This is a genomic window from Halothermothrix orenii H 168 (genome assembly GCF_000020485.1).
In the GTDB taxonomy this organism is placed as follows: Bacteria; Bacillota; Halanaerobiia; order Halanaerobiales; family Halothermotrichaceae; genus Halothermothrix; species Halothermothrix orenii.
In genome coordinates, this window is sequence record NC_011899.1 from 831,512 (window position 1) to 853,734 (window position 22,223).

Annotated in this window: 17 protein-coding genes; all 17 read left to right on the forward strand. The window is 37.4% G+C overall.

The window, feature by feature from the left end; genetic code table 11:
- Positions 1 to 2 precede the first annotated feature (2 nt).
- The 17 genes from ispG to HORE_RS04170 all read left to right on the forward strand — a co-directional run bounded on the left by ispG (position 3) and on the right by HORE_RS04170 (position 22,211).
- Entirely contained in the window at positions 3 to 1,052 is a 1,050-nt protein-coding gene (gene ispG / locus HORE_RS04090; protein WP_012635721.1) for a flavodoxin-dependent (E)-4-hydroxy-3-methylbut-2-enyl-diphosphate synthase, read from the forward strand.
- Between the two features lie 17 nt (positions 1,053 to 1,069).
- Positions 1,070 to 2,776, forward strand: coding sequence for a proline--tRNA ligase (locus HORE_RS04095; protein ID WP_012635722.1), 1,707 nt, complete (start codon positions 1,070 to 1,072; stop codon positions 2,774 to 2,776).
- Positions 2,777 to 2,872: 96 nt separating this feature from the next.
- Positions 2,873 to 3,502 carry a glycosyltransferase family 2 protein gene (locus HORE_RS04100; RefSeq protein ID WP_012635723.1) on the forward strand — a complete coding sequence of 210 codons (630 nt, stop codon included), beginning with the start codon at positions 2,873 to 2,875 and terminating at the stop codon, positions 3,500 to 3,502.
- Positions 3,503 to 3,521: 19 nt separating this feature from the next.
- Entirely contained in the window at positions 3,522 to 4,187 is a 666-nt protein-coding gene (locus HORE_RS04105; protein ID WP_012635724.1) for an MgtC/SapB family protein, read from the forward strand.
- A gap of 14 nt (positions 4,188 to 4,201) precedes the next feature.
- Positions 4,202 to 8,395 (forward strand): PolC-type DNA polymerase III, encoded by a 4,194-nt coding sequence (locus HORE_RS04110; RefSeq protein WP_012635725.1) that lies wholly within the window; start codon positions 4,202 to 4,204, stop codon positions 8,393 to 8,395.
- A 343-nt stretch (positions 8,396 to 8,738) separates the two neighbouring features.
- Positions 8,739 to 9,218, forward strand: a complete 480-nt coding sequence (locus HORE_RS04115) for a ribosome maturation factor RimP (RefSeq protein WP_012635726.1) — start codon at positions 8,739 to 8,741, stop codon at positions 9,216 to 9,218.
- A 35-nt stretch (positions 9,219 to 9,253) separates the two neighbouring features.
- The gene (gene nusA, locus HORE_RS04120) at positions 9,254 to 10,387 is read left to right on the forward strand and encodes a transcription termination factor NusA (RefSeq protein ID WP_012635727.1); all 1,134 of its coding nucleotides are present in this window, start codon (positions 9,254 to 9,256) and stop codon (positions 10,385 to 10,387) included.
- 12 nt (positions 10,388 to 10,399) lie between these two features.
- Positions 10,400 to 10,672, forward strand: coding sequence for an RNase P modulator RnpM (gene rnpM / locus HORE_RS04125; RefSeq protein ID WP_012635728.1), 273 nt, complete (start codon positions 10,400 to 10,402; stop codon positions 10,670 to 10,672).
- A gap of 27 nt (positions 10,673 to 10,699) precedes the next feature.
- A complete protein-coding gene (gene infB, locus HORE_RS04130; protein ID WP_012635729.1) occupies positions 10,700 to 12,760 on the forward strand; it encodes a translation initiation factor IF-2 in 2,061 nt (686 codons plus the stop codon).
- Between the two features lie 19 nt (positions 12,761 to 12,779).
- Entirely contained in the window at positions 12,780 to 13,148 is a 369-nt protein-coding gene (gene rbfA / locus HORE_RS04135; protein WP_012635730.1) for a 30S ribosome-binding factor RbfA, read from the forward strand.
- A gap of 2 nt (positions 13,149 to 13,150) precedes the next feature.
- A complete protein-coding gene (locus tag HORE_RS04140; protein ID WP_012635731.1) occupies positions 13,151 to 14,125 on the forward strand; it encodes a DHH family phosphoesterase in 975 nt (324 codons plus the stop codon).
- Positions 14,118 to 15,029: a tRNA pseudouridine(55) synthase TruB gene (gene truB, locus HORE_RS04145; RefSeq protein WP_012635732.1), complete on the forward strand. Its 912-nt coding sequence runs from the start codon at positions 14,118 to 14,120 to the stop codon at positions 15,027 to 15,029. The genes HORE_RS04140 and truB overlap by 8 nt, the downstream gene beginning before the upstream one ends.
- A gap of 29 nt (positions 15,030 to 15,058) precedes the next feature.
- Positions 15,059 to 15,982, forward strand: a complete 924-nt coding sequence (locus HORE_RS04150) for a bifunctional riboflavin kinase/FAD synthetase (RefSeq protein ID WP_012635733.1) — start codon at positions 15,059 to 15,061, stop codon at positions 15,980 to 15,982.
- Between the two features lie 110 nt (positions 15,983 to 16,092).
- Complete coding sequence (gene rpsO, locus HORE_RS04155) at positions 16,093 to 16,359, forward strand: 30S ribosomal protein S15 (protein WP_012635734.1); 267 nt, start codon at positions 16,093 to 16,095, stop codon at positions 16,357 to 16,359.
- Between the two features lie 312 nt (positions 16,360 to 16,671).
- On the forward strand, positions 16,672 to 18,789 hold the full coding sequence (pnp, locus tag HORE_RS04160; RefSeq protein ID WP_012635735.1) for a polyribonucleotide nucleotidyltransferase: 2,118 nt from the start codon (positions 16,672 to 16,674) through the stop codon (positions 18,787 to 18,789).
- Between the two features lie 107 nt (positions 18,790 to 18,896).
- Entirely contained in the window at positions 18,897 to 19,733 is an 837-nt protein-coding gene (locus tag HORE_RS04165; RefSeq protein ID WP_012635736.1) for a deoxyribonuclease IV, read from the forward strand.
- A gap of 9 nt (positions 19,734 to 19,742) precedes the next feature.
- Positions 19,743 to 22,211: a helicase C-terminal domain-containing protein gene (locus tag HORE_RS04170; RefSeq protein ID WP_012635737.1), complete on the forward strand. Its 2,469-nt coding sequence runs from the start codon at positions 19,743 to 19,745 to the stop codon at positions 22,209 to 22,211.
- Positions 22,212 to 22,223: the final 12 nt, after the last annotated feature.

A 22,223-nucleotide genomic window follows, 5' to 3' on the forward strand; every position in this document is an offset into this window, starting at 1 on the left:
TGATGAGACGAAAAAGTCGAAAAATATATTATGGCAATATTCCGGTAGGTGGGGATTCCCCAATTACCGTGCAATCTATGACAAATACAAAAACCGCTGATGTCAACGCTACAGTTAAACAGATAAAAAGGCTTGAAAAAGCAGGATGTGAAATAATAAGGGTTGCCGTTCCCGATATGGAATCTGCCCGGAAGCTTTCATTGATAAAAAAGAGGATTAGTATACCCCTTATAGCTGATATTCATTTTGATTATAGACTGGCCCTGGAAGCTATACATCAGGGGGTTGATGGTATAAGAATAAACCCCGGTAATATTGGGAGTGAGGAGAAGGTAGTTAAAGTCATTGAGGCTGCTAAAACGGCCGGTATCCCCCTCAGAATAGGAGTAAATTCTGGGTCTATTGAAAAATCATTAATTGAAAAATACGGGGGGCCCACAGCAGAAGCAATGGTAGAAAGTGCCTTAAAACATGTTTACATCCTTGAAAAACATAGTTTTTATGATATTATAATTTCCTTAAAATCTACTGATATCTGGACTACTGTTGAGTCCTATCATTTAATGGCTAAAAAGGTTGACTATCCCTTCCATATAGGTATTACTGAAGCTGGAACACCCTGGTCGGGTACAATCAAATCATCGATTGGCATTGGAGCCCTTTTATTAGAGGGACTGGGTGATACCCTCAGGGTTTCCCTGACCGGAGACCCGGTGGAAGAAGTCAGGGTCGGCTGGCAGATTTTAAAATTATTAAACTTAAGAAAGAGTGGTCCTGTTGTTATTTCCTGTCCTACCTGTGGCCGGACCGAGATTGATTTAATAAAACTTGCTGAAGAGGTAGAAAAAAAGGTAAGTTCCCTGAAAAAACCCCTGACGATTGCAGTTATGGGTTGCGCCGTTAACGGACCCGGTGAAGCTAAAGATGCCGATATAGGTATTGCCGGTGGTAAAGGGGAAGGAATTATATTTAAAAAGGGTAAATTAATAAAAAAAGTTAAGGAAGATGAACTATTAGATTGTTTGCTTGAAGAAATAAATAAAATAAGATAATATAAGGAGTGATCTATATGCGCATGTCAAACCTTTATATACCTACTTTAAAGGAAGTTCCTAAAGAAGCTGAGGTTGTAAGCCACCAGTTAATGCTCAGAGCAGGGCTTATAAGGAATTTAACAGCAGGTGTTTATTCTTTTCTACCGTTGGGATATAGAGTAATTAAAAAGATTGAAGGTATAATCAGGAAAGTTATGGATGAGAGTGGTGCCCAGGAAGTATTGATGCCGGTGATTCATACATCAGACCTCTGGAAAGAATCTGGCAGGTGGGAAAAATTTGGACCCCTGATGATTAAATTTGAAGACAGGAAAGGTAGGGAATATTGCCTCGGCCCCACCCATGAAGAAGTAATTACAGACCTTGTCAGGGATGAAATTAGATCATATAAAGACCTGCCTTTAAACCTTTATCAAATTCAAACAAAGGTAAGGGATGAAATAAGGCCAAGGTTTGGTTTAATGAGAAGTCGGGAATTTATAATGAAGGATGCCTATAGTTTTGATAGAGATTATGAGGGTCTGGATAAGAGTTATCAGGTAATGTATGGAGCCTATACTGAAGTTTTTAATAGATGTGGTCTAGAGGTCAGGGCTGTAGAAGCCGACACTGGTGCCATGGGGGGTAAGGATTCCCATGAATTTATGGTGCTGGCTGAATCAGGTGAAGATGACATTGCTTTCTGTAACAGATGTGATTATGCTGCCAATGTTGAGAGAGCGGAAGCCCGATATGTAAAAAGCGAGAAAAATGAGGAAATTAAACCCCTGGAAAAGGTAGAAACACCCGGGAAGAAAAAGATAGATGAGCTGGTTGAATTTTTAAAAATGCCTTCCGAAAAGATGATCAAAGCTGTAGCTTATTTAGCTGATGGAGAGCCAGTCCTTGCCTTGGTCAGGGGTGATGATGAATTAAATGAGGTTAAATTAATTAATTACCTGGATGTTATAGAACTCACCCCTGTTGTTGATGAAGATTTTCCACAGTATTATAATAGTTATGCCGGTTATGTTGGGCCCATTGGTCTAAAAAATGTCAGGATTATTGCTGATAGGAAAGTTAAAGATATTGTCAATGGAATATGCGGCGCCAATGAAGAAAATTATCACTTTATCAATGTTAACCCTGAACGTGATTTCAGTGTAGAAAAATACCTCGATATAAGGAAGGTTAAAGAAGGTGACCAATGTCCCCATTGTGAGGGTACAATTGAGATAAAATCGGGAATAGAGGTAGGACATATTTTTAAACTGGGAACCAAGTATAGTGAAAGCATGGGGGCTACTTATCTTGATGAAAATGGAAAAGAGCAGCCAATTGTTATGGGGAGTTACGGGATAGGTGTTACCAGATTAGTTGCTGCTGCAATAGAGCAAAACCATGATGAACATGGAATTATCTGGCCTAAAGCTATTGCCCCCTATCAGGTAATTATTTTACCCCTTGGAAAGGGAGATGAGGTAAATAAAAGAGCCGAAGAGCTTTATCTAGAACTTAAAGATAATAATATTGAAGTACTTCTTGATGACCGTAATGAAAGAGCCGGGGTAAAATTTAATGACGCTGACCTGATCGGTATTCCCCTGAGATTAACTATTGGTTCCCGGTCTCTGGATAAAGGAGTAATTGAAGCACGGGTCAGGGGAACAGGCCAGGATTATGAAATATCTGTTGAAGATGCTATAAAGGATATAAAGAAATTACTAGAAAATGTTAAATAGATAGATACTTTTTAGATAGATACTTTATAGTATAGATAATAACTTCAGTATAACTTTTTATAAATTATTGTATATAATATATAAAGGAGGACCAGAATGAAAGTTAGTGCCCTGATTCCTGCTTATAATGAAGAAAACACAATAAAACCAGTAATTACTACCCTAAAAAAGGTTGAAATAATTGATGAAGTTGTTGTTATAGATGATGGTTCAACAGATAATACCTCTGATGTTGCCAGGGGAGCTGGAGCCAGGGTAGTCAGACTGGAAGAAAATGGGGGGAAAGGTGCCGCCCTCCAGAAGGGAATAGAAATTATAGAATCTGATTTTATACTTATGTTAGATGGTGATTTAATAGGATTAACCCGGGAACATATTTATCGGTTGTTAAATCCGGTAATCGCTGAGGAAGTAGATATGACTGTAGGTGTTTTTTCTGAGGGCAGGGGTTTAACAGACCTTGCCCAGTTTATCTCTCCTCATCTTTCCGGGCAAAGGGCTATAAAAACCAGACTGATAAAAAAAATAGACAATTTGAATAGTGCCGGCTATGGAGTGGAAATTGCCATTAACAAATTCGTCAAGAAATATGGAACTCTGAAATATGTAGATTTAACAGATTTAACCCATTTAATGAAAGAGGAGAAAAGGGGTTTTGCCCGGGGCTTTATTGACCGGATGAAGATGTATTATGATATTTTAAAAGTTTTTATCAAGAAAATATAATTTGAGTTGGTGGTAATAAATGTTTAATGTTTTAGATATCACATACCGGTTGTTGACGGCTCTTTTGTTAGGAGGCCTGGTTGGCTGGGAACGGGAACGGCATGAAAGACCGGCCGGGTTTAGAACCCATATTCTGGTCACTGTGGGTTCAGCCCTTTTGATGGTAATTTCCCTGAGTATGGTTGAATTATATCCTGATACTGATGCAGACCCGGCCAGGATAGCAGCCCAGGTTGTCAGCGGGATCGGTTTTTTAGGAGCCGGTACAATAATCAGGGAAGGTTTTTCAGTCAAGGGTTTAACTACAGCAGCCAGCCTGTGGACTGTGGCTGCTATTGGACTGGCAGCAGGAGCAGGATATTATAAAATAAGTACCATTACTACTCTCATTGTTTTTATTACACTTTTTTTTCTTTCCAAACTGGAACTCGGTGTCAGTAGTGTTAATACCAGGATTTTAAAGTGTAGGGTTATGGATAAACCCGGTCTTCTTGGTGAGATCGGGGTAACTCTGGGTTCAAAGGAGATAAATATAACCAATGTAAATATAGAGAAAAACTCAAATGAAGGTGAAATGGATGTTGAACTAATTGTTAAAATACCGAGAAATTTTGATAAAAGTATAATTAATCAGGAGTTATTAAAAATTGAAGGAATAAGAGCTATAAACTGGCGTAATCTTTAGGGGGATGGGGTCAAATGTTAGTAGCAATAAAACCATCAAATAAGTTCGGTAGTATTTTTAGATATATAATACTTAACAGGAAATCTAAAAAAATAAAATGTATATTAAAAGAAGATGTTAATATAGAACTGGATAAAGAAAAATATTTTGATGAAAAATTTAGTGAATTTCAGGTTGAGTTTGTTAAACCATTACCCCTGAAAAAAGAAATAAAGTTTATCTGGCCCCAGATTGTTGAAGAAGTAAATAAAAAATTTACTTACCTTAACGGATGGCTTTCCAGGGCTGAATTACAGGTTAATGAGAGAAATATAATTACCATTAAAGTTGAAGGTAAGGTTGCCTGGAAGAGCCTCAATGACACCAGGGTCAAAAAGTATTTAATAAACCGGATATCTTATTATCTTGATAGGGAAATTAAAATTGAAATAAAAAATGGCGATTTTTTAAAAAGCCTGCCGGAGAGTAAACCCGATTTGAATAGAATAAAAAAGAAAAAAGTTAATAAGACCGACAAGAAAAAAAGAGGGAAGCATAAGTCCGGTAGTGATACTAATATTATACTTGGAAACAGGATTAGAACAGAAGAAATTACCCCGATTGAAGAAGTAAAACATGAAGGACAGGGAGTAGTAATTAAAGGAGAGGTTTTCAACCTGGAAGAACGGGTAACCAGGCGGGGAAAGTATTTATATATTTTTGCTGTTACTGATAGAAGTAGTTCAATTACCTGTAAGTTTTTTATAGATGATAAATCTGACCTTAAATCTACATTAAATAATGAAGACTGGGTTATGGTCAAAGGTCGTGTTCAGTTTGATACCTATAGTAATGAAATTGTGATAATGTGTAATTCAATAGAAAAAACAGAAGCCGAGGTTAGAGTAGATACTGCTGATGATAAGAGGATTGAATTACATTTACATACAAAGATGAGTGCACTGGATTCAGTAGTTGATGTAGAAAAAGTAATAGAAAGGGCTGCAGAATGGGGACATTCTGCTATTGCAATAACTGACCATGGTGTGGTTCAGGCCTATCCTGATGCTTATCAGGCTGGCAAAAAGCATAATATAAAGATCCTGTATGGGCTGGAGGCATATATGGTAGACGACGGTGAGCCCATCATTTTAAATCCACCTGATGTTTCTCTTGAATCGGCTACTTTTGTTGTATTTGACCTGGAGACAACCGGGTTAAACAAATTTAAAAATGAAATCATTGAAATCGGTGCCGTTAAAGTGAAATCGGGTAAGGTTATAGATGAATTTTCAAGCTTTGTTAAGCCCGGTGAAAGTATACCTAACAAAATTACTGAGCTGACCGGTATTACCAATGAAATGGTGTCCAGGGCCCCTGATATTGAGGGGGTTATTGGAGATTTCCTTGAATTCATAGATGGGTCTATTCTTGTGGCCCACAATGCTGATTTTGACTATGGTTTTCTCCAGGTGGCCCTTAAAAAAACAGGTCAGGGGGATATATCATATCCCGTTCTGGATACCCTTACCCTCAGCAGGGCTTTGTTACCTGATTTATCTAACCATAAATTGAATACCCTGGCCAGACATTTAAATGTAAGGCTTGATAATCATCACCGGGCTGTTGAAGATGCCCGGGCTACTTCCGAGATATTTATTAATTTTTTAAGTAATATAAAAAATGAGGGTATAGAAACTGTTCCCGGAATTAATCGTCTGTCGACTAAAATAAACTGGAGGGAATTACCGACTTATCATACTGTTATATTTGCCAAAAACAAACAGGGGTTAAAGGATATTTATCGGCTGGTATCGGAGTCTCACCTCAATTATTTTTATAGAAAGCCAAGAATCCTTAAAAGTCATTTAATTCAGTGCAGGAAAAACCTAATAATCGGGTCTGCCTGTGAAGCAGGTCAACTTTACAGGAGTATAATTAATAATAAACCCTATCGGGAAATCATAAAGATAGCAAGTTTCTATGATTACCTGGAGATACAGCCTACTGGTAATAATAAATTTCTGGTCGGTAATAAAGTGGAATCCATTGATGAGTTAGAAAAGATCAACTATCAGATTTATAAACTGGGGAAGAAATTAAATAAACCGGTAGTAGCAACCTGTGATGTTCATTTTCTAGATCCTGAAGATGATATTTATAGAAAGGTTCTCCAGGCCGGTCAGGGGTATGATGAAGCTGAGGAACAGGCCCCCCTTTATTTTAGAACAACCAATGAGATGCTTGAGGAATTTTCGTATCTTGGTAAAAAAGCCGCCCGGGAGGTTGTTATTGAAAATCCAGCAAAAATTTCTGATCAGATTGAAGAATTGAAACCCCTGCCTGATGGATTATTTGCCCCTGAAATTGAAGGAGCCAACGACCAGATACGAAAGATGACTTATCAGAGAGCCCATGAACTTTATGGAGATCCCCTGCCTTCAATTATAGAGGAAAGACTTGAAAAGGAATTAAAGGCAATTATAGATAATGGTTATGCTGTTATTTATCTAATTTCTCATAAACTAGTAAAAAAATCACTGGAAGACGGTTATCTGGTTGGTTCCAGGGGGTCAGTTGGTTCATCACTGGTGGCTACAATGTGTGAGATTACCGAGGTTAACCCCCTGCCCCCACATTATCGATGCCCACGGTGTAAACAGGTGGAGTTTGTTAATGATGAAAATACAGGGGTTGGGGCTGACCTCCCCGATAAAAATTGTCCTCACTGTGGGACCAGGTATGTTAAAGATGGTTTTGATATTCCCTTTGAAGTATTTATGGGGTTTGAAGGAGATAAAGTACCTGATATTGATTTAAACTTCTCTGGAGAGTATCAGGGTGAGATCCATAAATATACTGAAGAGCTTTTTGGATCTAACTATGTTTTTAGAGCTGGAACCATCTCTACTATAGCCAAAAGAACAGCTTTTGGATTTGTAAAGGGTTATCTTGATGATAATGGTTTAAGGTTAAATAAAGCCGAGATTGACAGGCTTGTTAAAGGGTGTACCGGAGTAAAGCGGACAACAGGTCAGCATCCCGGAGGTTTGATGGTTGTTCCCAAAGCCTATGATATTCATGATTTTAGTCCTATCCAGCGCCCGGCCAATGACCAGGAGACTGATGTAATTACAACCCACTTTGATTATCATTCAATAAGCGGGAGAATATTAAAACTGGATTTACTCGGCCACGATGATCCGACAACCATAAGAATGCTACAGGATTTGACCGGAGTAAACCCTCATGATATACCCTTAGATGATCCTGATACTATGGATATCTTTTCCAGTACTGATCCTCTGGGTGTCAGTCCTGAAGAGATAGGTACTGTTGTGGGTACACTTGGAATACCGGAGTTTGGCACAAGTTTTGTAAGGCAAATGCTTGTTGATACACGACCAACTACCTTTGCTGAACTGGTGAGGATTAGTGGTTTATCCCATGGAACAGATGTCTGGCTTAATAATGCCCAGGATTTAATTAAAAGTGGGAAGGCCAGACTTTCAGAGGTTATCTCAGTCCGGGACGATATAATGAACTATCTAATTCAAAAAGGGCTGGAACCAGGTAAATCCTTCTGGATAATGGAACATGTCAGAAAAGGAAAAGGGTTAACAGAAGAAGAAGAACAATATATGCGGGAACATAATGTGCCTGACTGGTATATTGAATCATGTAAAAAGATTAAATATATGTTCCCCAAGGCTCATGCAGCAGCCTATGTAATGATGGCTTTCAGAATTGCATATTTTAAGGTTCATTATCCGGAGGCATTTTATACTACCTACTTTACAATTAAAGCAGATGATTTTGATGCCCATATGATAAATCAGGGATATGATCATATAATTGAGGTAAAAAAGAACCTGGAAGCCAGGGGTAATGATATGACAGCGAAGGAGAAGGGAATTTTGACTGTTCTCGAAATAGTTATTGAAGCCATGGCCCGGGGGATAGAATTTTTGCCTGTTGATCTCTATAAATCAGATGCTACTAAATTTAAATTAACAGACAAGGGATTATTACCCCCTCTGGTTAGTCTCCAGGGTCTGGGAAGTAGTGCTGCTGAAAAGATTGCTGTAACCAGACAAGAAGCGCCTTTTTCTTCTGTAGAAGATCTGGTTAACAGGACCAGAATCAGTAAAACAGTAGTTGAAATACTGGAAGAACATGGCTCCCTGGATGGACTACCGGAGCGGGATCAGTTATCACTGTTTAATTAAATAGACAATCTTATTATTGTGTCTTTTAATAATTAATTTCAGTTGAAAACTCCATTACGTCTTTAATTAAGGACTATTATGGGCTGTTTTTAAAAGAGACTCCCCTGTTAATTAAAGTTGTAAGCCAAAATATAAAAGGGGAGTCCATTTTTGTTGTAACTTGCAACCTATAGAAGTCTATGGTAAAATTATTAAAGGTGTATTTTCAAGATATGTTCTGAGAGAAGGAGTGGGATTTTTCCCACTCTTTAATTATGAGTAGAAACTATTTGGATAATAGTTATTTTTAGATGGGTTACAATATTATTATAAAATTTGTTTTTCCAGGAAAGGAGTATTTACTATGGGGAAAATAACTGACAGGGTAGAAGACCTGGCCCAGCCAATTGTCGAATCCCAGGGCCTTGAACTGGTAGATGTAGAATATGTTAAAGAAGGAGAGAACCGGGTTTTAAGGGTGTTTATTGAAAATCCGGAGGGTGAGGTTACTCTGGATCACTGTGAAAATGTGAGTAAGAATTTAGATGAAAAACTGGATGAAGTAGACCCTATTCAAGAGAGTTACATACTTGAAGTATCATCGCCAGGTATTGAAAGACCCCTCAAGAAAAAAGAGGATTTCGATAGGTTCTCCGGTAAACTGGCCTATATTAAGACATTTGCTCCTGTTTCCGGTAATAAAGAAATTACCGGTATAATAAAAGGAAGAGATGGAGACAACATTAAAGTTCTTAAAAAAGATGATGATAAAGAACTGGAAATACCTTTTTCACAGATTGCTAAAGCCCATTTAATGGTTGATTTTGATAATATTACAGGTTAGATAATGTTGCAAGTTTTTTATAAGGAGGAATTGGAATGAATATTGAATTTTTACATGCGCTGGATGATATTGAAAAAGAAAAAGGAATATCCAAGGAAGTATTAATTGAAGCTATAGAAACAGCACTCCTTTCTGCCTATAAAAAAGAATTTGGTTCCAAGGAAAATGTTAGAGTACATATAGTTCCAGATAGTGGTGAGGTACATGTTTATAGTCAGAAAAAAGTAGTTGATGAAGTTAATAATGAGCGAAAGGAAATTTCCCTGGAAGAGGCACAAAAATTAAACAAAAATTACGAACCAGGGGATATTGTGGAGAAGGAGGTAACTCCAGCTAATTTTGGTAGAATTGCTGCCCAGACTGCAAAACAGGTTGTTATGCAGAGAATCAGAGAAGCTGAACGTGATGTAATTTATGAAGAATATAAACAAAAAGAGGGGGAAATAATTACCGGTACTGTCCAGCGCTTTCATAATAACAACGTGCTTATTGACCTGGGGAGGACTGAAGCCCTGTTACCGCCATCTGAACAAATCCCCGGGGAATTATATGAAATGGGTAGAAGGATTAAAGTATATGTTGTCGAAGTTGCTTCAACTACAAAAGGGCCACGTATCCTCGTTTCCAGGTCCCATCCCGGCCTCCTTAAAAGATTATTTGAAGTTGAAGTACCGGAGATATTTGATGGTATTGTTGAAATCAAGGCAGTGGCCCGGGAAGCAGGCTATAGATCAAAGATGGCAGTCAGTTCCTATGATGAGAATGTTGATCCGGTAGGTTCCTGTGTGGGGCCTAAAGGAATGAGGGTACAGGCGGTAGTTGACCAGCTTAACGGTGAAAAGATTGATATTATTGAATGGAGTGAGGACCCTGCTATACTTGTAGCCAATGCCCTTAATCCGGCCAAGGTTATAAATGTTAGCCTTGATGAAGAAGAAAAGGTTGCTGAAGTAGTTGTACCTGATTTTCAATTATCTCTGGCTATTGGTAAAGAGGGTCAGAATGCGAGATTAGCAGCCAAATTAACAGGATGGAAGGTTGATATCAAAAGTGAATCCCAGTTTGAGAAAGAAACCGGAGAGGTTGAGAAAAAAATTCCCGCAGATGATGGGGAAAAAGTTGATGAAGTAGGGGTTGAAGATGATAGTCTAGATATAGAAGAGAGTTAGGAGGGATTTATTATGTCCCGAAAGGTTCCGGTTCGAATGTGTATCGGGTGTCAGACCAGGAAGCCAAAAAAAGAGTTAATAAGAATAATATATAATAAAAAAACGGGAGAAATAAAGGTTGATCCGTCCGGTAAATTGCCAGGACGAGGTGCTTATATTTGTCCCGACAAGGGGTGTTTAAAAAAGGCTAAAAAAGGAAATAGACTCAATAAATCTCTAAAGACTTCAATTTCTGACGAGATTTATACAAAATTGATGGAGGAGATTGATAAAATGAATGGATAGTCAGGTAATTTTTCTGGAGGTGAAATTATGAGTAAAATTAGAGTTTATAAACTGGCAAAGGAATTAGGTAAATCCAGTAAAGAACTGGTTAATATTTTAAATGATTTAGGTGTTGAAGTATCCAGTCATATGAGTACAGTAGAGGATGAGACGGCTGAACTTGTTAAGGGAATGTTACAGGAAGAAGATAAACCTGAAGAAAAAATTAGTAAAAAAGAGCCAGATAAGAAAGATAGAAAGAAGACTAAAGGAAAAAAACAGATGACCAGAACAGCCACTCAAAAAGAAGGTACAGAACATGGTCAGAAAGATACAGATAGAAGAGAGATGAGGGTAACTGTAAACCCTCCCCTGTCTGTAAAAGAGCTGGCTGAGAAGGCTGATATTCCTGTTAATCGTATAATTAAAACATTAATTGGACTGGGGGTTATGGCTACAGTTAATCATCAGATTGACGAAGAAATAGTTAAAAAACTAATAGACAAAATGAACTTAAAAATAAAAATTTCTCAAGGGGAAGATAAAGAAGAAAAACCGGATAAAGTTCAGACTGATATAAAAGATAAACCTGAAGATTTAGAACTTCGCCCTCCTATTGTCACTGTAATGGGACATGTTGATCATGGAAAAACAACCCTTCTTGATGTAATCAGGGAAACCCGGGTTGCTGAAAGTGAGGCAGGAGGAATTACCCAGCATATAGGAGCTTATCAGGCAGTTGTACAGAATAAGAAGATTACATTTATAGATACCCCCGGTCATGAGGCTTTTACTGCAATGAGGGCCAGGGGAGCCAGGTTGACCGATATTGCTATTTTAGTTGTTGCAGCTGATGATGGGGTTATGCCCCAGACTGTAGAAGCTATAAATCATGCCAAGGCCGCTGATATCCCGATAATTGTTGCTATAAATAAGGTGGATAAATCCAATGCCCAGCCTGATATGGTAAAACAGCAGTTAACAGAGCATGGTCTGGTACCCGAAGACTGGGGTGGAGATACTATCTGTGTTCCCATTTCTGCTTTAAAGAAAAAGAATATAGATGAATTACTTGAAATGGTTCTTCTTGTAGCTGAAATGGAAGAACTTAAGGCAAATCCCGATAGACCAGCAGAAGGTGTTATTGTAGAATCTCAGCTGGATAAAGGACGGGGCCCGGTTGCCACAGTACTTGTAAAAAATGGAACCTTAAAGGTCGGTGATCCAATCCTGGCCGGTTATACTCATGGTAAGGTCAGGGCCATGATAAATGATCAGGGAAAACGTATTAAAGAGGCACTGCCGTCGACACCGGTTGAAGTTCTGGGCTTTTCTGATGTGCCGGCAGCTGGTGATTATGTTCAGGTTCTCGAAGATGAAAAAGAGGCCCGGGCTATTGCAGAAGAAAGATTACAGAAAAAGCAGGAACGTGATTTACAGCATGACGGGCGTATTTCCCTCGATGGTTTATATCAACAGATAAAAGAGGGAGGAGTTAAGGAGCTTAATTTAATAATCAAGGGAGATGTTCATGGTTCTATTGAGGCGTTACGTGAATCCCTTGTAAAATTAAGTACTGATGAGGTTACGGTCAATATTATTCATACAGGGGTCGGTGCTATTAACGAAACAGATGTTAACCTGGCCAGTGCTTCAAATGCAATTATAATTGGTTTTAATGTCAGGCCTGATTCCAATGCCAGAAAATTGGCTGAACGGGAAAAAGTTGAGATAAAAACCTACCGGGTTATTTACAAGATAATTGAAGACCTTAAAGATGCTATGGCCGGTATGCTTGAACCTGAACTTAAAGAAGAAGTTACCGGAAGGGCTGAAGTCAGAGCTACATTTAAGGTGCCCAATGTTGGAACCGTAGCCGGGCTTTATGTTAAAGAAGGGTTTATCAATCGAAATAATAAAGTGCGTTTATTGAGGGATGGCGTAGTCGTCTATGAAGGTGATATTGCTTCCCTGAAAAGATTTAAAAATGATGTCAGGGAAGTTAAAGAAGGTTATGAATGTGGTCTGGGAATTGAAGGTTATAATGATATTAAAGAAGGGGACCAGATTGAAACCTATACCTATAGGGAAATAAAACGCACCTTATAGGTTTTAAGAGGTGAGATAAATGAAGAGGCAACGAGCCCGAAGACTTGGTGAACTTTTAAAAAAAGAAATTAGCGATATTATACTGAGAGAAGTTAAAGACCCGCGAATTGGGTTTATTTCTGTAACTGATGTAGAGGTTTCAAATGATTTGCGCCATGCCAAGGTTTTTGTTAGTGTATATGGTGATGAAAAAGAACGTAAAGAGACCATGGAGGGTTTAGAAAAGGCTACCGGTTATATAAGAAAATTGATTGGAGAAAGAGTAAAGGTTTATTATACACCTGAAATACTTTTCAGGTATGATGATTCACTTGAACATGGTGCCCGTATCAATGAACTTTTAAAAAAGGTTAAGGAGGAAGAAGAATCGGATAGGGAAGAGGGTTAACAATGATAAAATTAACCACAGTAATTGAAGCGATAAAAAAGAGTGATAATTACCTTATTGTTGGCCATGTTGACCCAGATGGGGATTGTATTGGCTCCATGTTTGCTTTGAAATGGGGCCTTGAACGATTACAAAAAAAAGCCCTGGTCCTCCTGACAGAACCCCTTGATAAGATTTATGATTATTTAAATATTTCCAGAGATGATTATTTAATACAGGATGAAGATGATATACAGGGATTATCCTGGTCAAACCCTAATATAATTTCTCTGGATACAGGAAGCAAAGAGAGGCTTGGTAATAATAAAGACCTTGTTGATGACTATTACACCATTAATATTGACCATCATATAGATAACACTTTATATGGAGACTTGAATTATGTTGATAAGGACTCGGCAGCTACCGGAGAAATTGTTTACCAGATCCTTGAGAAACTGGGAATCAAAGTAGAAAAAAAGATTGGGACAGCTATAATTACAGCTCTGGTCGGGGATACCGGGGGTTTTAGTTACCAGAACACAAAACCTGAAATATTGCGGCTCACATCTGATTTAATGGAATCAGGGGTTGATTTATATACTGTTAACCGGGCCCTTTTTGCCTCTTATTCCTTTGAATCACTAAAACTAAAGGGTATGGTTTTTTCTAAAGCCAGGCGTACTTTTGATGGAAGGATTTCATATTTTGTCCTCACACAGGAGATGATTAATAAAAGTGGTGCTTCTTTTAAGGATACCAGTGGCCTGGTGAATTTCGCAAGGGATATAAAAGGGGTTGAGGTAGGAATTTTATTTCAGGAAAAATCAGATAACGAAATTAAAGTCAACTTTCGTTCCAATAACTACTGTCCAGTCAATGAAATTGCTGCAGAATTTGGGGGTGGGGGTCACCCCAGGGCAGCTGGCTGTACTATAAATAATACCCTTGGAAATGCTATAAAAATGGTTTTAAAAAAGGTGAAGAAATATGTCTAGGGTAGATGGTATTATCAGTATAATAAAACCTCCGGGAATGACTTCCTTTGATGTTGTTGCCTGGATCAGGAAAATGTATTCTGTAAAAAAAGCAGGGCATACCGGAACCCTGGATCCTGCAGCCAGTGGTGTATTACCGGTATGTCTGGGTAAAGGCACAAAAATCATACCTTATTTGCCGGATGAAGTAAAGGGATATGTTGCTGAAATAACCCTGGGGGTTAAGACCGATACTTTAGATTCAGAAGGTCAGATCATTGAAGAAAACCAGAAATGGGAGTCAATTACTGATAGTCATTTAAATAAGGTGATTTCTGATTTTCAAGGGGTAATTGAACAGGTTCCTCCCATGTATTCTGCCGTCAAATATAAAGGAAAGAGGTTATATGAACTTGCCCGGGAGGGTAAAAAGATAAAAAGAGAACCAAGGCAGGTTGAGATAAAAAAAATAAATATTCTTGATATAGACCTTCCTAAAGTAAAATTATTTGTTTTATGCTCTCCAGGAACCTATATCAGGTCAATTGCCCGTGATATTGGAGAAAAGCTTGGCTGTGGAGCTTACCTGTCATTTCTGGTAAGAACCAGATCAGGTTCGTTTAATTTAGAAAATAGTTTTACGTTATCTGAAATAAAATTCAGGGGGGATAAATTATTATATAATTTTGACTATCCCCTTACTAACCATTTTACCAGAATCGATATCAGGAGAGGTTCGCGTCAGAAGGTTTATAATGGTGCTCCCCTGTATGGAAGTGATATAGCAAAAATATATGGTAAAGTTACTTTAAGGGATAAAGTATTGATTTATAATAATAATACTTTTCTGGCCATATACCGGGTTAGTGATGTAGCAGGAAATCAGATTAACTTAAACGCGGAACGTGTATTTAAAACATCATAAGTTGCTAGAGTACTTCTAGGGTGATGATAATGAAAATAGTACAAAGCTCAAAATTTGGATTAATCAACAAAGAACCGGTAGTTGTCGCACTGGGTTCGTTTGATGGTATTCATCTAGGACACCAAAAGGTAATAACAACTGTATGCAAAATGGGCAAGCAACTTGGTATACCATGTGGGGTTTATACTTTTGATAAGCATCCCTTAAAAGTTATTAACCCAGATATAGCCCCTCAATCTCTTATGTCCCGGGACCAGAAGATTTCTTTACTGGAGGAGATGGGGGTTGATTATTATTTTGAACAGGTTTTTACAACCGATTTTTCAAAACTGCCCTTCAATAAATTTGTTAGGGAGATCCTGGCAAAAAAATTAAAAGCAAAACATGTTGTTGTTGGTGAAGATTTTAGATTTGGAAATAGAGGTGCCGGCAATATTAATTCATTAAAGGTACTGGGCAAAGAGCTGGGATTTGGGGTTACAGTTTGTTCAATAAAAAGAGCCCACGGTAGAAAAATTTCCAGTACAACTATCAGATCGCTTATCCGGGAAGGCAAAATAAAAGAAATACCAGATTATCTTGGTAGGTATTACCAGCTCGATGGTACAGTGATTCATGGAGATGGGCGTGGAAAAACCCTCGGAATACCTACAGCTAATCTCAGGCTAAAGGCTGATTTTGCCCTGCCCCCCAATGGGGTTTATGCAGTTTATGTAAGATATGATAAGCAATTGTATAAAGGGATTGCAAATTTTGGAGATAGACCAACCTTTTCCGGGGCCGATTATTCTATAGAAGTTCACCTGCTTGATTTTGATGGTAAATTATATGGACAGGTTATTTTAGTAGACCTTGTTGACTTTATCAGACCCGAAATTACTTTTGAAAGTCCACAGGAATTAATAAATCAAATCAGGAAAGATATTCTTTACACCGCTTCCCTTTTGTGTTAAAATAAGTAATGGATTTAAAATATATGCTTACCACTGGCTAGGAAATACGTTCCTCCAGCGTTTTTCTTGGCCTGTGGCCTATAAAAATTGCAGGAGGTGTAGTATTAATTATGTTAACCAAAGAAGAGAAGAAAGCTATAATTGAAGAATACCAGTTAGAAGAAGGAGACACAGGTTCACCTGAAGTACAGGTAGCCCTGTTGACTGCCCGGATTAAAAATTTAACCGAACATTTGAAAGAACATAAACATGATTATCATTCCCGGCGTGGTCTCCTGAAAATGGTTGGAAAGAGGAAAAAACTCTTAAGGTATTTAAAAAGAAAAGATATAAACAGGTATCGTGATTTAATTAATCGACTTGGAATCAGAGGATAATATTAAGAGCGGGATTACCCGCTCTTTCCTTAATATTTATAACAATTTATTTTCGGGATAAAACATTGGATAAAAGGAAATATTTTCAACAGGCAATTAACTTTTATTTAATTTATGGTATTTACATATATATAAGGATATTTAATTTACATAGTTAATTAATTATTAAAAGAAGGTTATACTATTAAAAGTAAATAATTATACTTAACTATAAACAAAAAAGTACATATTTTTGTTTTTATTAATATTCAAAATTTTAATTTCATGAAGTACAGGTTAATCAGAAAGATGTAAAGTTAAGGAGGATTATTTATGCATAAAGATTGGACAATCGATGTTGCCGGAGGAAAGATGAAATTTGAGACTGGCAAATATGCTAAACAAGCAAATGGTTCTGTAGTGGCACGATATGGTGATACTACAGTACTGGTCACTGCGACCATGTCTGAACCCCGGGAAGGTATTGATTACTTTCCATTAATGGTTAATTATGAAGAAAGGGTATATGCAATTGGGAAAATACCGGGGAGTATTACAAGAAGGGAAGGAAGACCGAGGGATGTAGCTACTTTAGCGGCCCGTTTAATAGATAGACCGTTGCGGCCTCTTTTCCCTGAAGGATTTAGACATGATGTACAGATTATCGCTACAGTTCTTTCTGTAGATAATGACTGTGAGCCAGATATACTGGCCCTGAATGGTGCCTCAGTTGCTCTTACCCTATCTGATATTCCTTTTGACGGGCCCATTGGTGGTGTTAAAGTAGGTCTAGTTGACGGTGAGCTTGTTATTAATCCCGATGAGGAAGAAAGGGAAAAAAGTAAGCTTGACCTGACGGTAGCTGGAACCAGGGATGCCGTTTTAATGGTTGAAGCAGGAGCAAATGAAGTTTCTGAAGATGTTATGCTTGATGCTATAGAACTTGCCCACCAGGAGATTAAAAGACTGGTGCTTTTACAGGAAGAAATAGGGGAAGAAGCCGGGAAAAAGAAATTTGAATTTACAAAAGATGAAATTACTCCTGAACTAGATGAAGAAATAAGGAAATATATTAGCTCTGATATGGAAAATGCGTTGAGAATTCCAGAGAAACTGGAACGTAACGCAAAAGTTGATGAAATCAAGGAAAATACTTTACAGTACTTTGAAGACATGTTTGAAAATAATGGCCTTGACAATGAAGAAAAAAATAAACAGTTGAAAATGGTAGAAAGAACAATTGAGAAGGTTATGAAGGAAAAAGTCAGGAAAATGATAATAGAAGAAGGAATCAGGCCTGATGGAAGGAAACCTGATGAAATACGACCTATATGGTGTGAGGTTGGTACTTTACCACGGGTCCATGGTTCCGGGGTATTTACACGTGGTCAAACCCAGGCTTTAAGTGTTGTCACTCTGGGAGCTACGTCTGATGAACAGATCCTATTTGGACTCGGTGAAGAAGAAACAAAGCGGTATATGCATCATTACAATTTCCCCCCATATAGTGTTGGCGAAACAAGCCCTTTAAGATCTCCGGGTCGTAGAGAGATAGGACATGGAGCCCTTGGTGAAAGGGCCCTACAGCCTGTGATACCTGATCAGGAAGAATTTCCCTATACAATCAGGGTTGTCTCCGAAGTCCTCGAGTCTAATGGTTCAACTTCACAGGCCAGTATTTGTGGTAGTACCCTGGCTTTAATGGATGCTGGTGTCCCAATAAAGGAACCGGTAGCTGGAATTGCCATGGGATTGTTAAAAGAAGATGAAAAAGTTGTTATTCTTTCCGATATACAGGGTCTGGAAGATTTTTATGGAGATATGGATTTTAAGGTTGCCGGTACCAGAAATGGTATTACTGCCTTACAGATGGATATTAAAATTCATGGAATTTCCAAGGAGATCCTGAAAAAGGCCCTTAAAAGAGCAAGAGAAGGTAGATTGTACATTTTAGATAAAATGTTACAGGTTATTGATAAGCCACGCCCTGAATTATCACCATATGCCCCTCTAATGATTACCATGAAGGTTTCACCGGACAAAATAAGGCACATTATTGGGCCTGGTGGTAAAATAATTAACAAGATAATTGATGAAACTGGCGTTGAAATAGATATCGATGATGATGGTTCAGTTTATATTCTGGCCCAGGATCAGGAAAGTGGTAACAGGGCTAAAGAGATAATTAATAAACTGACAAAAGAGGTTGAAGTTGGAGATATATATGAAGGAAGGGTAAAAAAGATTACCAACTTTGGGGCTTTTGTTGAGATATTACCCGGGCGTGAAGGGCTGGTTCACATTTCTGAGCTTGCTGACCACCATGTAAAAAAAGTAGAAGATATTGTTAAAATAGGTGACAGAATACCTGTAAAGGTTATTGAAATAGATGAACTGGGAAGGATAAATCTTTCAAGAAAACGGGCCCTGAAGGAACAAAAAAAAGAATAAAAATAAAAATATAAAGGGATTAAAAGGCATAAATTCATTAAACATAAACTAGGGCCCTAGTTTATGTTTTTTTATTATCACAAAATTAGAGCAGGTGATAATTTATTATGAGATTAGGTAAGCATGTATCTATCGCTGGTGGGCTTTATAAAGCAACAGATAGAGCCACTAAAATAGGGTGTAATGCCCTGCAAATTTTTGTAAAAAACCCACGTGGCTGGAAAATTAAAGAGGTTTCTGACTCAGAAATAAAAAAACTTAAAGACAATATTAAAAAAGAGAATATGTATCCCCTGGTGGTTCACTCTTCTTATTTAATTAACATGGCTACTCCCCGTGATGAGTTGTGGGAGAAGTCTGTCAATTCCTTAAAGAAAGAATATAAGAGGACTGAATTAATAAATGCTGATTATTTTGTAGTACATCCAGGTAGTCATACCGGAAAAGGCCTTCATTTTGGTATTAACAGGATAATCGAGGCTATAAACAGTGTTTTTGGAGAAGTTAAAAATGGTCCCCAGCTATTGCTTGAAAATGTTGCTGGAGCCGGTTCAAGTATAGGCTCGAATTTTACTGAGTTACGTGATATAATAAATAAAGTAGATGATTATGCCCGTATAGGGGTATGTCTTGATACCTGTCATGCCTTTGCAGCAGGTTATGACCTAAGATATGAAGATGGTCTTGAAGAACTTTTAAATGATTTCGATAAGATTATCGGTCTTGATCTATTAAAGGTAATTCATTTAAATGATTCCAAATATGGACTCGCTTCTAATAAAGATGAACATGCCCATATAGGGGAAGGAGAAATTGGTGAAAAAGGAATTTCAAATATAATTAACCATCCACTCTTAAAGGACAAACCCTTTATACTGGAAACACCAAAATTTAGTGGTAGAGATAAAGATGTTGAGCTGGTTAATTTATTACGGAGGGATTAGTAACTAAAAGTGACTGTTGAAGAATTGTTTGCTAAATCAATAATAACAAATATTAGACATGACATTCAGGAAGCTGGAGGACAGGAAATATATTTGATCGGGGATATAGATGTTGATACCGGGAAAATAATGGATTATACATTACTGGCCCGTGGTAATCTTAAAATGGTTCCGGCAATTATTTCAGACCTTAAGCCCGGTCAGGTTATAGTACATAATCATCCTTCATCTGATCTGACTCCATCAGCAGCTGATATAAGAATAGCTTCACGGATGGGTAATCAGGGTATTGGATTTATTATAATAGATAATGACTTGAATAATGCCTATGTAGTCGTTGAACCAAAGATTCCCCATAGGGAAGTTCAGCTGGATATAGATGAAATTATTGAATTTTTTGAGCCCGGGGGGAGTCTATCCCAATTCCTTAATGATTACGAGTACCGGGAGCAGCAACTGGAGGTTGTCCGGGAAGTAATAAATTCATTTAATAACCATGAATTTACGCTAATAGAAGCAGGGACCGGAACTGGTAAATCTTTTGCTTATCTGGTACCGGCCTTATTCTGGGCTAAAAAAAATGAGAAAACTGTAGTGGTCTCTACCAATACTATAAATTTACAGGAACAATTAATCTATAAGGATTTAGTACTATTGAAAAAAGCCCTTTCCTTTGATTTCAAAGCGGTTATGGTTAAGGGGAGGAGTAATTATATTTGCAAAAGGAAGATAAAACACCTTGAACAGGAATTAAATAATTATTTTGATGATGACCCTGAAAAACAGGTTCAGTTTTATAAAGTACTGGACTGGCTTGAGGAAAGTAAGTCTGGTAGTAAATCTGAATTAAATTTTGTAGTTGATAATGAAATATGGAATGAAATTGCTTCAGAAACAGATTTATGCTTACGGACAAATTGTCCCTTTTTTGATACCTGCTATTTCATGAAAGCAAGGAAAGAAGTTTTTAGTGCAGACATTCTTATTGTAAACCACCATCTTCTTCTGTCAGATATCATGTTGAAGAGTGAATATAGTGAAAGGGATGGAGGAATATTACCCCGGTATAGTAATTTGATTATTGACGAGGCCCATAATTTTGATGAAATAGCAAGTAGACATCTGGGACGTCCTTTTTATTATAAATTGTTACACAAATACTTAAACAAAGTATACTACCCCAAAAATAGATTGTCTTTGATTCCCAGGATTAGAAACAGGTTTAGTGCTACTAATTTAAAAAACAAAAAAGAAGTACTTAAAATTATAGATACTGAAATTGTTCCCCAGGTAAAGAGGGTAGAAGAGCAGAGCCATGAATATTTCCAGAAGTTAAATGAGTTTGTTAATCAAGATGGAGAGGGAGTTATAAGACTCACCCAGGATATAATTGAGGGAGAAGCATATAGTAAGATTGTCGATAGTGGGGATACATTACTTGGTAATTTAAATAATCTCGGCATTTATTTGAATAACCTTTATGAAGAATTTATGACCCTCAATTCATCCGATATCAGTAATTTTGAAGAATTAATTATTGAATTGGAGGCTTATATTAATAGATGTCAGCATTTTGCAAAATCACTGGAGTTTAATATAAAAGCAGAGGAAGAAAATTATGTTTTCTGGATTGAGAAGGATTATAATCTTAATGTTAAACAGGAAAATGCCCCCCTTAAGGTTTCAAATATAATAGATAAGATCTTGTGGGAAACCATGGATAATGTAATATTGACGTCGGCAACATTAACGGTAAATGATAATTTTAATTACTTTAAGACAATTCTTGGGATCAATAAATGTAGTCAGTTGAAGATAGAATCACCTTTTAATTATAGTGAGCAGGCTACTTTAATTATTTCTGATGATATACCTCCGGCTAATTCTAAAAAGTATTTACCGGTGGCTACCGATATATTAAAAGAAATGCTACTTTTACTGAGGGGTTCAACGCTGGTTTTATTTACATCCTATAGCATGTTGAACTATTGTACGAAAAAAATTGAGCCTGTATTAAAAGATGACGGTATCGTTATTCTGCCCCAGGGCCGATATCCCCGAAAGTATATTTTAGAAACTTTTAAAGCCAACAGTAACCAGGTAATTTTTGGGACCATGAGTTTCTGGGAAGGTGTTGATATTAAAGGTGATGATCTGAGATATCTGGTAATGATGAAATTACCTTTTCCTGTACCCACTGAACCTGTCTCTGCTGCCAGAATGGAACAACTTAAGGAGGAAGGTAAAAACCCTTTCACTAATTTTAGTTTACCTAATGCTGTAATCAGGTTTAAACAGGGTTTTGGCCGTCTGATCAGGTCCAGTAAGGATACAGGGAAGATTATATGTCTTGATAGTAGAATTAAAACAAAATCTTATGGACGAGTATTCTTGAATTCAATCCCGTCAGGTTGTCCAGTAAAAGTAATGGATAAAACAGTATTATTACAGGAATTGCATAATTCAAAGGATAAATAATATTAAATAAAG